This is a genomic window from Rhodococcus spelaei, assembly GCF_006704125.1.
GTDB lineage: Bacteria > Actinomycetota > Actinomycetes > Mycobacteriales > Mycobacteriaceae > Rhodococcus_G > Rhodococcus_G spelaei.
Genome location: NZ_VIGH01000011.1, coordinates 1 through 14,375 on the forward strand (window position 1 = coordinate 1; position 14,375 = coordinate 14,375).

General features: G+C 68.9%; 16 protein-coding genes. 11 read left to right on the forward strand and 5 right to left on the reverse strand.

The genetic code is table 11. The features are described from left to right. Positions 1–549: 549 nt before the first annotated feature. Entirely contained in the window at positions 550–1,371 is an 822-nt protein-coding gene (locus FK531_RS20655) for a CPBP family intramembrane glutamic endopeptidase (protein WP_142102838.1), read from the forward strand. A gap of 34 nt (positions 1,372–1,405) precedes the next feature. Here the strand turns inward: FK531_RS20655 and FK531_RS20660 are convergent, their stop codons facing one another. Together FK531_RS20660 and dapD are read right to left on the reverse strand one after the other, a co-directional pair. Then, entirely contained in the window at positions 1,406–2,803 is a 1,398-nt protein-coding gene (locus FK531_RS20660; protein ID WP_142102840.1) for an amino acid permease, read from the reverse strand. 3 nt (positions 2,804–2,806) lie between these two features. Beyond that, positions 2,807–3,760 carry a 2,3,4,5-tetrahydropyridine-2,6-dicarboxylate N-succinyltransferase gene (gene dapD / locus FK531_RS20665; protein WP_142102842.1) on the reverse strand — a complete coding sequence of 318 codons (954 nt, stop codon included), beginning with the start codon at positions 3,758–3,760 and terminating at the stop codon, positions 2,807–2,809. Between the two features lie 102 nt (positions 3,761–3,862). Here dapD and FK531_RS20670 point away from each other — a divergent pair, with 102 nt between their 5' ends. Together FK531_RS20670 and dapE are read left to right on the forward strand one after the other, a co-directional pair. Then, on the forward strand, positions 3,863–4,783 hold the full coding sequence (locus FK531_RS20670; RefSeq protein WP_142102844.1) for an SMP-30/gluconolactonase/LRE family protein: 921 nt from the start codon (positions 3,863–3,865) through the stop codon (positions 4,781–4,783). Between the two features lie 90 nt (positions 4,784–4,873). Beyond that, positions 4,874–5,959, forward strand: coding sequence for a succinyl-diaminopimelate desuccinylase (gene dapE, locus FK531_RS20675; protein WP_142103025.1), 1,086 nt, complete (start codon positions 4,874–4,876; stop codon positions 5,957–5,959). Positions 5,960–6,014: 55 nt separating this feature from the next. Here dapE and FK531_RS20680 read toward each other — a convergent pair whose 3' ends face one another. Next, the gene (locus FK531_RS20680) at positions 6,015–6,698 is read right to left on the reverse strand and encodes an MspA family porin (protein WP_142102846.1); all 684 of its coding nucleotides are present in this window, start codon (positions 6,696–6,698) and stop codon (positions 6,015–6,017) included. 100 nt (positions 6,699–6,798) lie between these two features. Further along, entirely contained in the window at positions 6,799–7,470 is a 672-nt protein-coding gene (locus FK531_RS20685; protein ID WP_142102848.1) for an MspA family porin, read from the reverse strand. A 225-nt stretch (positions 7,471–7,695) separates the two neighbouring features. Here FK531_RS20685 and FK531_RS20690 point away from each other — a divergent pair, with 225 nt between their 5' ends. From FK531_RS20690 to FK531_RS20725, 8 genes are all read left to right on the forward strand, one after another. Further along, positions 7,696–8,520, forward strand: coding sequence for an LOG family protein (locus FK531_RS20690; RefSeq protein WP_142102850.1), 825 nt, complete (start codon positions 7,696–7,698; stop codon positions 8,518–8,520). Next, positions 8,514–9,065 (forward strand): LOG family protein, encoded by a 552-nt coding sequence (locus FK531_RS20695; RefSeq protein ID WP_142102852.1) that lies wholly within the window; start codon positions 8,514–8,516, stop codon positions 9,063–9,065. Before FK531_RS20690 ends, FK531_RS20695 begins: the two co-directional genes overlap by 7 nt. A 4-nt stretch (positions 9,066–9,069) precedes the next feature. Further along, the gene (folP, locus tag FK531_RS20700; RefSeq protein ID WP_142102854.1) at positions 9,070–9,984 is read left to right on the forward strand and encodes a dihydropteroate synthase; all 915 of its coding nucleotides are present in this window, start codon (positions 9,070–9,072) and stop codon (positions 9,982–9,984) included. Continuing rightward, positions 9,981–10,928 (forward strand): glucosyl-3-phosphoglycerate synthase, encoded by a 948-nt coding sequence (locus FK531_RS20705; RefSeq protein WP_142102856.1) that lies wholly within the window; start codon positions 9,981–9,983, stop codon positions 10,926–10,928. Before folP ends, FK531_RS20705 begins: the two co-directional genes overlap by 4 nt. A gap of 34 nt (positions 10,929–10,962) precedes the next feature. After that, positions 10,963–11,283, forward strand: a complete 321-nt coding sequence (locus FK531_RS20710; RefSeq protein ID WP_142102858.1) for a DivIVA domain-containing protein — start codon at positions 10,963–10,965, stop codon at positions 11,281–11,283. Beyond that, entirely contained in the window at positions 11,280–11,858 is a 579-nt protein-coding gene (locus tag FK531_RS20715; RefSeq protein WP_246098301.1) for a DNA-3-methyladenine glycosylase I, read from the forward strand. Before FK531_RS20710 ends, FK531_RS20715 begins: the two co-directional genes overlap by 4 nt. 163 nt (positions 11,859–12,021) lie before the next feature. Beyond that, the gene (locus FK531_RS20720; protein ID WP_083047717.1) at positions 12,022–12,189 is read left to right on the forward strand and encodes a DUF3117 domain-containing protein; all 168 of its coding nucleotides are present in this window, start codon (positions 12,022–12,024) and stop codon (positions 12,187–12,189) included. Positions 12,190–12,306: 117 nt separating this feature from the next. After that, positions 12,307–13,161, forward strand: coding sequence for a putative RNA methyltransferase (locus FK531_RS20725; RefSeq protein ID WP_142103029.1), 855 nt, complete (start codon positions 12,307–12,309; stop codon positions 13,159–13,161). Here FK531_RS20725 and glgA read toward each other — a convergent pair. Then, positions 13,125–14,297, reverse strand: coding sequence for a glycogen synthase (glgA, locus tag FK531_RS20730; protein WP_142102860.1), 1,173 nt, complete (start codon positions 14,295–14,297; stop codon positions 13,125–13,127). The two genes, FK531_RS20725 and glgA, sit on opposite strands and share 37 nt — an antisense overlap. Between the last annotated feature and the right edge of the window lie 78 nt (positions 14,298–14,375).

Consider the following 14,375-nt stretch of genomic DNA (forward strand, 5'->3'; position numbering starts at 1 on the left):
AGGTCTCCTGTCGGTGTAGTGGGTGTCTAAGCAGCTCCACTTCACGACAGGAGACCTTCGCTGTTCAACGACCAGCTACAGCGTGTCGTCGCAATCTCTCAACCAACCTGCCTGGGCAGTACAGCTAGCCCTGAACGCACTCGCGCGAATTTGGAGATCGGTCCGTTCGACATCATTTATGCGTCGAAGGACGACAATGGGGCCGTCTACTTCGTCGATGCTCCCTACTTTGCGAGCAGCACCAGCATTGGATGGGCGTACTCACCGAACGGAAAGCCCGCGGGCTTCGACGACTTCTCGTCAACTCACATTGGCGGACCGTGGTACGAGTTCACCGCGGTATGGCGAACGTGACGACCGCATCAGCAGTCGTTGGACCCCCACTCGCGCCCGAGCAAACTGAGATGTCTGTGTGTTGTCAAGCCGAGGAGTGTTCGAACGCCGGCCGCACTGATACTCGCTGCGGGTCGACGAGGAAGCTTCGACTCACGCCCGCGACACCGCGTTTCAATCTCGCGATTGAGCCAATTGTCTGCTTAATCTTGCGCAGTGAATACGCCGAAGCACGAGGCGCCACCGCTCGGAATCACCGGTCGCCGCCTCTCCTACCTGGCTTTCGCCGTGATCGTCGTCGCGTACCTCGCGATCATCAAGATCAGTGGAATGTTGATCGGCGGTTGGGCCGATGAAGACGACATCCTGACCACCCGAGGGGTGGTCTTCACCATGCTGATCCCGCTCGGGCTTTCCGTGCTTTTCACCTACGGTGTCATCGCCGCGCTGGGGTGGTGGCGGCCGGTGATGAAGGACGACCGTCCGGTCAGCAGATGGGTTTGGGTCGTGCCGGCGATCCTCCTCGGCGCGATCCTGCTGGGCATCAACTACAGCGCACTGTCGGAGAAGGGCTGGCTGTTCATCCTCTGCCTCCTCATCGCCACCCAGTTCGTCGGCTGGGGCGAAGAGGGCATGTTCCGCGGCATCGGTGTGACGGTGCTGCGCCAACACGGCCTCCGCGAAGGGCAGGTCGCCCTGTGGTCCAGCCTCGTCTTCGGAGTTGTGCACCTGTCGAACGCCTTCACAGGCGGCGGCGCCGGCGCGATCGCCCAGGCGGTCATCGTCAGCCTCGCGGGGTACTTCTTCTACCTCACGCGCCGTGTCTCGGGCAGCAACGCGCTCAATTCGGTCATGCACGGACTTTTCGACTTCTCGCTGCTCACCGGGGCCGCCATCCTGCTGGACCAGCAGGCGTACCTGGGTACTTTCGCGCCGCTGCTGGCCTACCCGATCCTGGCGATCATTCTTCTCGTCAAGCGGCGGAGTATCGAACCGGCCGACCGTGCCGGCGACGAGATGGTCGCGTCCCTCGCCTAGCTGACGCCCTGCCGGCCTGGGGTGCTGACGGACGCTAGTTCGCCACCCTGCGCCGCCGCCGAGCATTGAGCAACGACAGCCCGGTGATCACCAGGAACAGCACTGCCGTCGAGATCAGCTGATTACGCGCATCGGTGTCTGTCAGCATCAGCAGGATCAGGGCGCCCAGCGCGGCCAGCGTCAGCCAGCTCAGGTACGGGAACCCCCACATCCGCACGCTCAGTTTGCCCTGGGCCTCGAGTTGCGGGCGCAAGCGAATTTGCGAGACCACGATGAAGATCCAGATCACCAGCAGCGCCGCGCCGACCGCGTTGAGCAGGATCGACAGCAGTGAGTCGGGCAGCAGCCAGTTCAGCAGCACGGATACGAAGCCGAAGAACACCGACAGGATCACCGCGTTGGTCGGCACCCCGGTCGAGGACAGCTTGGACAGCAGCGCGGGACCGTCGCCGCGGCGCGCGAGCGAGTACGCCATCCGCGAGGTGCCGTAGACGTTCGCGTTGAACGCGGACAGCAACGCCACCACCACGACCAGTTCCATCAGTCCCGCGACGTACGGGATGTGTGCCTGGTTCAGCACTGCGACGAAGGGACCGCTCTGCAGCTGCGCCGAATTCCACGGCAGCACAAGCACCATGATCGCGATCGAGCCGATGTAGAAGACGCTGATCCGCCACACCACGCTGCGCACCGCAGTGGCGATCGAATGCTCGGGATCGTGCGACTCGGCCGCCGCGATCGTCACGATTTCGATCCCGCCGAAGGCGAACGCCACCACCAGCAGTCCGGCCGAGATGCCCGCGAAGCCGTTGGGCATGAAGCCGCCCTGACCGAGCAGGTTGGTGAATCCGACCGGGTCGGTGTCCGGAAGCAGTCCGAACACCACCAGCACACCGATCACCAGGAACGCGACGATCACGGCGACTTTCAGTGCGGCGAACCAGAATTCGAACTCGCCGAAATTGCTGACCTTGGCGAGGTTCACCACGGCGAAGAAGGTGACGAACACCAGCGCGATCACCCACTGCGGCATGCCCGGCAGCCAGCCGTGCACGATCGCCGAGGCGCCGGTGATCTCGGCGCCGAGGACCATGATCAGCATGAACCAATACAGCCACCCCATCACGAATCCGGCCCACTCGCCGATGCCGATCCGGGCGTAGTGGCTGAACGATCCGCTCGCCGGGATCGCCGCGCCCATCTCGCCGAGCATCCGCATCACGAAGATGACGATCAGACCGGCGATCATGTACGAGATCAGCACGGCCGGCCCTGCCTTGGCGATGCCGACGCCGGTGCCGAGGAACAGACCCGCACCGATCGCCGAGCCGAGGCCCATCATCGTGAGATGACGGACTTTCAGCCCGTGCCCGAGATGCGACGTGTCGCCCCCGTCGGTGCTGGCGGTGGTCTTCGGCACTGCGTCGGACATCGGTCAGTCGTTCGCGTGCAGTGCAGCGTTGAGCTCGACGCCGGTGCCCGCCTTCGCGACCACCTCGACGCCACCGGTGACCGAGTTGCGGCGGAAGAGCAGGTTGGACTGGCCGCTGAGGTCCTTCGCCTTGACGACGGTGCCGTCCGGGCCGGTGACCTTGGTGCCTGCGGTGACGTACAGGCCGGCCTCGATGACGCAGTCGTCGCCGAGGGAGATGCCCAGGCCGGAGTTCGCGCCGAGCAGGCAGCGCTTGCCCACCGAGATGACCTCCTTGCCGCCACCGGAGAGGGTGCCCATGATCGACGCGCCGCCGCCGACGTCCGAGCCGTCGTCGACGACGACCCCGCCGGAGATGCGGCCCTCGACCATCGAGTTGCCGAGGGTGCCTGCGTTGAAGTTGACGAAGCCTTCGTGCATGACGGTGGTGCCGGCGGCCAGGTGCGCGCCGAGTCGGACACGGTCCGCGTCGCCGATCCGGACGCCGGACGGGACCACGTAGTCCACCATCCGGGGGAACTTGTCGACGCCGTAGACGGTGACCTGGCCGCGGGCACGCAGCTGGGCGCGCACCAGTTCGAAGCCCTCGACCGCGCACGGTCCGAAGTTGGTCCATACGACGTTCGCGAGCAGGCCGAAGACGCCGTCGAGGTTCAGGCCGTGCGGCTGGACGAGGCGGTGCGAGATCAGGTGCAGGCGCAGGTAGGCGTCGTGGGCGTCGATCGGCGCGGCGGCCAGGTCGGCGATGGTGGTGCGGACGGCGACCTGCGTGACCCCGCGGGCCTCGTCGGAACCGGTCAGGGCGGCCAGCTCGGCCGGGACATCCGCGCCGTCGAGGACGACGGTGCCTGCGTCGGCGAAGTTGCCGAGCGCGGGCTCGGGGTACCAGGTGTCGAGGACGACCCCGGCCGTGGTCACGTTGGCGATACCGACTGCGGATGCTCCCTGAATGCTCACGGACAGTCAGATTACCGGCAGCCCCGATTGAACCTTCACGCGAGCGCACTCGTGGAAGGCTGTGACGGGGGTGGTGGAGGCGTGCCGGAAGGACGTGGAGACATGCGTGGGATCAGGTTCGTACGCTCGACTCGGATCGCGGCGGCAGGTGCGGTGTTCGTCGCGGCCGCGGTCGCCCTCGGATCACCGACCGCGGCGGCGGCACCGGTGTGCCCCGGAGCAGGTCAGGCTCCGGTACTGGTCGGCCGCGCGCCCGGCGCGGTGATCGAGGGCGCCATCGTGGACGGCCTCGGCCGGCTCTACCTGACTGATCTGAGCAGTGGCCGGGTCCTGCGCATGGATCACCCCGGTGCGACTGCGGTACCGATTGCGACCGTGCCCGCCGCGATGAGCGGGGGACTCGCCTGGGCGCCGGACGGCGGGCTGCTGGTCGGATACGGCGACGCCCGCGTCGTCGTCGGGGACCTGGCGCGATCGGCGGGGATCGTCAAGGTCGACGTCACCAGTGGTGCTGTGCATCCCTTCGCGGTCGGCCTGTCGGCGGCGAACGGACTCGCGGTGGCCCGCGACGGCACCGTGTACGCGACCAACGACTTCGCGTCCCTGGTCGGTCGGGTGCTGCCGAACGGCGTGGTCCAGCCCGACTGGGCGGTGCTGCCCAGCGCCAACGGCGCCGCGCTCAGTGCCGACGACCGCTACCTCTACGTCTCGCGCACGTTCACGAACCCCGGGGTCAGCCGCATCCCGACCGCGAATCCGGGGGCGCCGGAGTCGCTGGTGACGTTCGGCGGCGGCGACGTGTTCGCGGCGCCGGACGGTCTGGTGCTCGACGCGCACGGCAGGCCGATCGTGCCCACCGACATCTCCGGGCAGATCCTGCGGGTGGACGGACCGAACCAGTTCTGCGTGCTGGCGAGCGGGCTGCCGGTCTCGAGCGTGCTCACCTACGGAGCCGGGACGTCCGGGTTCTCCGCGGGACGACTCTTCCGGGCCGGGTTCGACGGCTCGGTCTACGAGATCTAGGCGCTACGCGCCCGTGAGTCCTTCTGGCCCCGTAGAGGACCAAAAGGACTCACGGGCGGCGGAGCCGCCTACCCTGGCCGGGTGACCTCTCTGCCGCGACTGGACCTGCACGCCGACCCCATCGACCTGACTGCCGCGCTCGTCGACATCCCGAGCGTCTCCCAGGACGAGGCGCTGATCGCCGACGTCGTGGAGGCGGCACTGCGCGAGCAGACCACCGGCTTCGAGATCATCCGCAGCGGCAACTCGGTGCTGGCCCGCACGAACCGGGGCCTGCCGAGTCGGGTGATGCTGGCCGGGCACCTCGACACCGTCCCGATCGCCGACAACGTGCCCAGCCGGCGCGAGCGTGACTCCGCTGAGGGGGACGTGCTGCACGGCTGTGGGACCGTCGACATGAAGTCGGGCGATGCGGTGTTCCTGCACCTGGCTGCGACGATCGAAGACCTCGCACACGACCTGACGCTGGTGTTCTACGACTGCGAGGAGATCGCGGCGCAGTACAACGGCCTCGGTCGGATCGAACGCGAACTGCCGGACTGGCTGCAGGCGGACGTCGCGGTCCTCGGGGAGCCGTCCGGTGGCTTCATCGAGGCGGGCTGCCAGGGCACGCTGCGGGTCCGGTTGACCGCCAACGGGGTTCGCGCGCACTCTGCGCGGTCCTGGCTGGGGGACAACGCCATTCACAAGTTCGCTCCGCTGCTGCAGCGACTGTCCGACTACCAGGCTCGCTCGGTGGACATCGACGGCTGCGTCTACCGAGAGGGCCTGTCCGCGGTCCGGATCTCCGGGGGAGTGGCGGGCAATGTGGTGCCCGACGCCGCCGAGGTCGACGTCAACTTCCGGTTCGCGCCGGATCGCAGCGTCGAGCAGGCGATCGAGCACGTGCGTGGGGTGGTCGACGGGCTGGGCCTGGGTTTCGAGGTCACGGACAGTTCCGCCGGTGCGCTACCGGGACTGTCGGCGCCCGCCGCCGCGGCGCTGATCGAGGCCGCGGGTGGGCAGTTCCGGGCGAAGTACGGCTGGACCGACGTGTCCCGGTTCTCCGCGCTGGGTATCCCGGCAGTCAACTACGGTCCGGGCGATCCGAACCTCGCGCACAAGCGCGACGAGCGTGTCCCCGTCGCGCAGATCACCGACGTGACCGCCGTCCTGCGCGGCTACCTCAGCGCCTGAACGGGTTTCGGCCCCGCCCGGATGACCGAGCGGGGCCGAAACCTGTTGTCGGGACTCAGCCGATGCTGAAGGGCTGACCCCACAGGGTGGTGCTGCTGGTGACGTTGTCGGTGCTCACCGAGACGGTCGCGTACGAGCGCGCCTGGGCGTAGCCCGCGCAGCCCTCGACGCCGATGGTGGAGTCGGCGTACGTGACCGATCCGCTCTTGCCCTTGAACGAGTTGGCGCCCGAATGCGACTCGGCGCCGAAGGCGTCGGCCTTCTCGAGATCGAGGAGTCGGACGCTTCTGGCCTGGCCGGGGCCGATGGAGACGGTGCCGCTGGACTTGGCGCTCGCCGGGGTCTTGGCGTCAGTGCCGTCCCAGTTCGTTGCGATGCCCGAATCGGCGCCGGCCTTGCCGCCGAGGGTCAGTTGGCACGCCACCACGTAGCCGGCGGTGATGGCGCCGCCCTTGGCGTTCGGTCCGGTGACCTCGGCAGCCACCTTGCCCGAGACCCACACGTTGCGGTGCAGCGGCGTCGCGCCCATCGACGGCGAGACGAGTGCGGATTCGCCGGTGCGGGTGATCGTGACGACGGTGCCATCGACCAGGGTCTTGGTGATGGAGCCGTCCGGCAGCGGGACGAGGGTGTCGGCGTTGGCGGCACCGACGGAGAGGAAGCCGAGTGCGACGGCGGCGGCCGCGCCGGAGGCGGCGATCTGCAGCCCGCGACGGAGGCCGGTCTTGCTGGCGTTCATGAATTCCCTTTCAGGGGATCAGGTTTCAGGATCGGTGTGGGACTGTGCGCGCCGTTCACCCCGGTGGGGGTGAATCGCGCGCACGGGCGCCGGAGGCGCGTCAGCCGATGCTGAAGGGCTGGCCGTAGAGGGTGGTCTTGGAGTAGTTGTCGCCGACGATCTCCACCACGGTGTAGGACCGGGCCTGGGCGTAGCCGCCGCAGTTCTGGATCTCGAGCTGGGTGTCCTGGTACTGGACCGAGTACGTGCCGTTCTTCTTGATGTCCTTGCCGGTGACGCTGACGAACTTGACCTGGCCGGCGGAGACCGGGACCGACAGCGATCCGGACAGCGACGGACCGTTCAGGTCCATGCTCGCGCCGAGCGATCCGCCGAGGCCGGTGATGTCGACCTGGCAGCCGATGATGTAGCCGGTGTTGATGCGGGAGACACCGTGGGTCGAGGAGTTGTTGGTGCCGGGGGCGTTCGCCGCGCCGTTGGTCGGTCCGGCCTCGGTCTCCTTCGCGATGCCGGTGACCTCGGCGGTGACGGTGCCCGACACCCAGGCGGTGCGGCCCGCACCGTTTGCGGCCAGCGACGGGGAGATGAGCGCGCTCTCGCCGGTACGGGTGACGACGGCGCCCGGCGCCGACTTCTGGCCATCGGGCAGCGGGACGAAGGTGTCGGCGTTGGCCGCGCCGGTGGACATCAGGCCGATCGCCACGGCGGCTGCGGCGCCGACGCCCGCGGCACGGGCGATGCGCCGACGGTCGAACACGCTCTTCTTGGTCATGGGAACCCCTCACACGTCTTCGGTTCGACGACCTCGGCCGCCGAGAATAGTGCGGCACCCGGCCGCACGGATGACAAGTTAGTGAAGGCTAAATTCATTTGCAATTGCTAACCATTGGCTTTATCAGGTGATGAACATCACCGACGGGTCGGGTGGTCGACACTGCCGCACGGCGAGGTCGCGGTGTGGGCGAAGTGTCCCCGGCGACCAGCTAGCCTTGCCGCCATGGCACCCGACAAGACGCCCGGACGGCCCGCGAAGCGCAGCACCGCCAAGCGGGGCAGCGCCTCGGTCAAACATCGCGGCCCGATCCTGCTGCGTCGCGACCGCAAGGCGGACACCAGCACCACCGACCAGCGGTTGCTCGACCAGCGTGGCCCGACCGACTGGGTGCACACCGATCCGTGGCGGGTGCTGCGCATCCAGAGTGAGTTCGTCGAGGGTTTCGGCGCGCTCGCGGAGGTGCCCCGTGCGGTTACCGTGTTCGGCTCCGCGCGCACCGCGGAGGACCATCCCGAGTACGCCTCCGGCCGCGCGCTCGGTGCTGCCCTGGCCGAGGCCGGCTATGCCGTGATCACCGGCGGCGGCCCCGGCGTGATGGAAGCCGCCAATCGCGGCGCCAGCGAATCGGGTGGCTACTCCATCGGTCTCGGCATCGAGTTGCCGTTCGAGCAGGGCCTCAACGAGTGGGTCGACCTCGGGATCAACTTCCGCTACTTCTTCGCGCGCAAGACGATGTTCGTCAAGTACTCCCAGGCATTCATCTGCCTACCCGGCGGATTCGGCACGCTCGACGAGCTGTTCGAGGCGCTCACCCTGGTGCAGACCCGAAAGGTCACCCGGTTCCCGATCGTGCTGTTCGGGACGGAGTACTGGTCGGGGCTGCTCGACTGGATCACGACCACGCTGGTCGAGAGCGGCAAGATCTCGGAGGCCGACGTGGAGTTGCTGCACGTCACCGACAGCGTCGACGAGGCCGTGCGGATCGTCGTCGAGTCCCAGCACGGCGTCGACGCGGCGGCGCTGATGGGCACCGAGGAGGAGTGGTGACCGAGCGACCGGTCGCGGTCTGCGTGTACTGCGCCTCGGGTCCGGTCGACGACTCCTACCTCGCGCTCGCGGCGCGTGTCGGCGCCGAGATCGGCATCCGCGGAATGCAACTCGTCTCCGGCGGCGGCAACGTCTCGATGATGGGTGCGGTGGCCACCGCGGCGCGTGAGGCCGGCGCCTGGACCATCGGCGTGATTCCGAAGGCGTTGGTGCACAAGGAGGTTGCGGACACCGATGCCGACGAGCTGATCGTCACCGACACCATGCGTCAGCGCAAGCAGATCATGGAGGACCGGGCCGACGCCTTCATCGCGCTGCCCGGCGGGATCGGCACGCTCGAGGAACTGTTCGAGACGTGGACCGCGGGATACCTCGGCATGCACGACAAGCCGATGGTGCTGCTCGACCCGGTCGGCCACTACACCGGACTGCTGCACTGGCTCGACGGACTGCGCGACGGCGGCTTCGTGCAGCAGCGGGCGCTCGATGCGCTGGTGGTGACCGCGGACGTCGGCGCTGCGCTCGACGCCTGCATGCCACGATAGGGCTATGACCGTGACGACCGGAGCGGAGCCCGCGGACAGATCAGCCTCGCGGGTGCCCTCGCCGACCCTGTGCGGTCGACCCGTGGCGACCGACCGCGCGCTGGTGATGGCCATCGTCAACCGCACGCCGGACTCCTTCTACGACCGCGGCGCGACCTTCACCGACCAGGCCGCGATGGCGGCCGTCGACCGCGCGGTGTCCGAGGGTGCCGACCTGGTCGACGTCGGCGGGGTCAAGGCCGGACCGGGCGACGAGGTCGACTCCGCCGAGGAGATCCGCCGGGTGGTGCCGTTCGTCGAGGCGATCCGCGGGCGGTACCCGGAGCTGGTGATCTCGGTGGACACCTGGCGGGGGGAGGTCGCACGGCTCGCCTGCGCGGCCGGGGCGGACCTGGTCAACGACACCTGGGCGGGCGCGGATCCGGAACTGGTCGCGGTGGCCGCGGAACTCGGGGCCGGCTACGTCTGCTCGCACACCGGCGGGGCAGTGCCCCGGACCCGGCCGCACCGGGTCCGTTACGCGGACGTCGTCCGTGACGTGGTCGACGAGGTCGTCGCCGCGGCCGAGCGGGCCCGCGCATTGGGGGTGGCCGAGGATGCCATCCTGATCGATCCCACCCACGATTTCGGCAAGAACACCTTCCACGGTCTCGAGTTGTTGCGGCGAGTGGACGATCTCGTCAAGACCGGATGGCCAGTGCTGATGGCGCTGAGCAACAAGGACTTTGTCGGGGAGACTCTAGGGGTGGAACTCGACGAGCGGTTGGAGGGCACATTGGCAGCGACAGCATTGGCGGCGGCTCAGGGTGCCCGCGTGTTCCGCGTCCACGAGGTCGCGTCCACCCGGCGAGTGGTCGACATGGTCGCCTCGATCGTCGGGACCAGGGCACCGGTCCGCACGGTACGGGGGTTGGCATGAGTGCACTCAACGCGAGTGGTGTGCGGGTGCGGTCCGAGTCGAACAGTTGGTCCGATGCGAACAGCTGGGACCACCCGGACTGGACCGTCGACGAACTGGTCGCGGCCAAGGCCGGGCGCACGGTGTCGGTGGTGTTGCCCGCACTGAACGAGGAGAAGACGGTCTCCGCGGTCGTGGACACCATCCACCCCCTGCTCGGTGGGCTGGTCGACGAGCTGATCGTGCTCGACTCCGGGTCGACCGACGAGACTGCCGAGCGGGCCAGGGCGGCGGGTGCGACGGTGATCAGTCGTGAGAAGGCCGTCCCCGAGCTGACCCCGGTGCCGGGCAAGGGGGAGGTGCTGTGGCGTTCGATCGCCGCGAGCACCGGCGACCTCATCGCGTTCGTGGACTCCGACCTGATCAACCCGGACCCGGCGTTCGTGCCGAAACTGCTCGGGCCGCTGCTCACCGTGGACGGCATCCACCTGGTGAAGGGCTACTACCGGCGACCGTTGCGGGTCGGTGGCACCGAGGACGCGACCGGCGGTGGCCGGGTGACCGAACTCGTCGCGCGGCCGCTTCTGGCGGCGATGCGGCCGGAACTGACGTCGGTGCTGCAGCCGCTCGGCGGCGAGTACGCGGGCACCAGGGAGCTGCTGTCGGCGGTTCCGTTCGCGCCCGGCTACGGGGTGGAGATCGGGCTGCTGCTCGACACCTACGACCGCCTCGGTCTGAGCGCGATCGGTCAGGTGAACCTGGGTGTCCGCAAGCATCGCAACCGACCGCTCGTCGAGCTCGGCGTGATGAGCAGGCAGATCATCGGCACCATGCTCGGCCGCTGCGGGATCGAGGACTCGGGCGCCGGGTTGACGCAGTTCCGCGCGGACGGCGACTCTTTCCTGCCGATGACCACCGAGGTGTCGCTGGCCGACCGGCCGCCGATGAACACGCTGCGTCCCTGACCGCGGCGTCGGTGGCTCGTGACAGGATCGGGTCATGTTCACGGTGCTGCTCTACCTGCTGATCATGGCCCTCGTCGGCGGGCTGCTGTTCCTGGTGGCGTCCATGGTCTTCGGGCGGGGTGAGGAGATGGCGCCGCTGCCGCCCGGCACCACCGCGACCGCCCTGCCCGCGCGCGACGTCACCGGCGCCGACGTGCAGGGGTTGCGGTTCCAGCAGACGCTGCGCGGGTACAAGGCCGGCGAGGTGGACTGGGCGCTGGATCGGCTCGGTGCCGAGATCGACGCCCTGCGCGCGGAGGTGACGCAGTTGCGAGCGGTGCAGTCCGCCGAGCCCCGACCGGTGGAGGAGCAGTGACGGCCGCGCTCGACGACGGCAGGATCCGCTGCCCCTGGGCCGTGGACACGGACGGCAGCACGCTCTACCGCGACTACCACGACCAGGAGTGGGGGACTCCGCTGCACGGCCGGGACGAGCTGTTCGAGCGGGTGTGCCTCGAGGCGTTCCAGTCGGGACTGTCGTGGATCACCGTGCTCCGCAAGCGGGAGGCCTTCCGGGCGGCGTTCGCCGGCTTCGACGTGGAGGCGGTTGCGGCCTTCGGTCCCGAGGACGTCGAGCGGATGATGGCCGAGCCGGCCATCATCCGGAACCGGGCCAAGATCGAGGCGTCGATCGCCAACGCCCGTGCGGTGCTCGCGCTAGCGGACACCGATCTCGACACGCTGCTCTGGTCGTTCGCCCCGCCCGCCCGGGTGCGGCGCGCCCGCACCGTCGAGGAGGTGCCCGCGATTACCGACGAGTCCACCGCGATGGCACGGGAACTCAAGCGTCGAGGCTTCCGGTTCGTGGGCCCCACCACGGCATATGCGCTGATGCAGGCGACCGGAATGGTCGACGATCACCTGGCGGACTGCTGGGTGCGCGAACGCTGACGAGACGGTGATGAGGGCCTCGAACGGGCGCTTGGGGTGACTCAGGTACCCGGCACTAGTTGCGATAGGGAAGAATGACACCTGTGGACCCGGTACAAGCAGCCGGGACTGACGGTAAGCCTAGGCGCAGAGCACGGCGGCGCAGATCTGGAGGGAGCAGGCAATGGCGGCCATGAAGCCCCGGACCGGGGACGGTCCCCTCGAAGCAACCAAAGAAGGACGGGGAATCGTCATGCGGGTTCCGCTCGAGGGCGGTGGTCGGCTCGTGGTCGAGCTGACCCCGGACGAAGCCGCCGCGCTGGGGGAAGAGCTGAAGGGCGTTACCAGTTAGCTTCCTCGCGGTCGGTGAGTTCACCGACGTGCACAGGGCCCCGCTCGCCGTGACGGCAGGCGGGGTCTTGTTGTGGGTACACCGCGGTGGGACTGGTTCGGGGGAGGTGTGGCGACTGTGCTCGACGAGGTCGTAGACCTGCTCGCGTGCCCGCACTGCGGCGCCGAACTCGACGTGTCCGACCGCACCCTGTTGTGCGGGCAAGGGCACAGTTTCGACGTAGCGAAGCAGGGCTACGTGAGTCTGCTGTCCGGGGCGTCGAAGATCACCGGCGACAGCGCCGAGATGATCGCGGCGCGAGTGCGATTCCTCGACGGTGGCCACTTCGATCCGCTGATGGAGGCGGTCGCGCGCGCGTGCGTCGCCGAGTCACCAGACCGGTCCGCCGTGCTCGAGGTGGGCGCGGGCACCGGCCACTACCTCGCCGCGGTCCTCGATGCCCTGCCTGGCGCCCGGGGGATCGGCGTCGACGTGTCGAAGGCCGCGGCGCGCAGGCTCGCCCGCAGTCATCCGCGCGCGGCCTCGGTGGTCGCGGACATCTGGACGCAGCTGCCGGTGCGGGAGCACGCGACGAGCCACGTGCTGTCGATCTTCGCGCCGAGGAACGCGGCCGAACTGCGCCGCGTGCTGCGGCCGGACGGCACCCTCGTCGTCCTCACACCCACCGACCGTCACCTGCGAGAGTTGGTCGACCTGCTCGGGCTGGTGCGGGTGGACGAGAACAAGACGGCGCGACTCGGGGCGGCGATGGCGGGGCATTTCGAGCGGATCGATCGCGTCGGTGTCGAGTACCCGATGTCCCTGTCGCACAGCGATGTCGACAGCCTGGTCGCGATGGGTCCGTCCGCGCGTCACCTCGGAGAGCAGGCGAGGGCATCGCGTATCGCCGAGCTGACCGAGACCTCCACCGTGACTGCCTCCGTCACGATCTCGCGCTACCGGCCCCTGTACCCGGCGACGGCGGCCTCGTAGACGTCCATCGTCTGTCGGGCGATCTGGGACCAGGAGAACTCGGCGATCGCGCGGACGCGTCCGGCCCTGCCCATTGCCCGTGCCGCCGCGCGATCCGCGCACACCTCGTTGACTGCGGTGGCCAGTGCGTGTTCGAAGGCGGCCGGCTCGTAGGAGTTGTAGTGCACGAGCCGTCCGGTGACGCCGTCCTCGACGACCTCGGGGATGCCGCCGACGTCGGAGGCCACCACCGCGGTCTCGGTCGCCATCGCTTCGAGGTTGACGATGCCCAGGGGCTCGTACACCGACGGGCACACGAACGCGGTTGCGGCGGTGAGGATTTCGCGCAGGCGCGCGGTGGGCAGCATCTCACGGACCCAGAACACGTTGCCGCGCGCGGAGGACAGCGCGGCGACGGCCCGCTCGGTCTCCGCGGCGATCTCGGGAGTGTCGGGGGCGCCCGCGCACAGCACCAGCTGCACGTCCGGGTCGAAGTCGTGGGCGGCGGCGATCAGGTGCGCGACGCCCTTCTGCCGGGTGATGCGGCCGACGAACACCGCGATCGGGGCGTCGACGTCGACACCGAGTTCCGTCAGCGCGGTACCCGGCAACTCGGCCGGGTACCAGACGTCGGTGTCGATGCCGTTGCGTACCACGTGCACTCGGCCGGGATCGGCGAACGGGTAGGCGTCGAGCAGGTCGGCCCGCATGCCGGCGCTCACCGCGACGATCGCGTCGGCGTGGCGCACGGCGTTCGCCTCGGACCACGACGAGATCCGGTATCCCGCACCGAGTTGTTCGGCCTTCCACGGCCGACGCGGTTCGAGCGAGTGCGCCGTGAGCACGTGGGGGACACCGTGCAGTTCGCCGGCGAGATGTCCGGCGAGGCCGGTGTACCAGGTGTGCGAGTGGACCACGTCGACACCACCGGCCGCGGCGGCCATCCTCAGTTCGGCGGACAACGTCGCGAGGGCCGGGTTCGTCGAGGCCAGGGCGGGGTCGGGTTGGTGGACGAGGGCGCCCTCGCGGGGCACCCCCATGCAGTGCACGTCGACCTCGCAGAGCCTGGTCAGCTGCGCGACGAGTTCGGTGACGTGGACGCCGGCGCCGCCGTAGATCTCCGGCGGGTACTCCCTGGTCATCATTGCCACGCGCACGCGATAAAGGTAGTCGCCCGACGGGGTTCGAGCCACCGCTCGCGCGCGGACGGCGCCTCGGGCCCGTCGGGCTCGTTC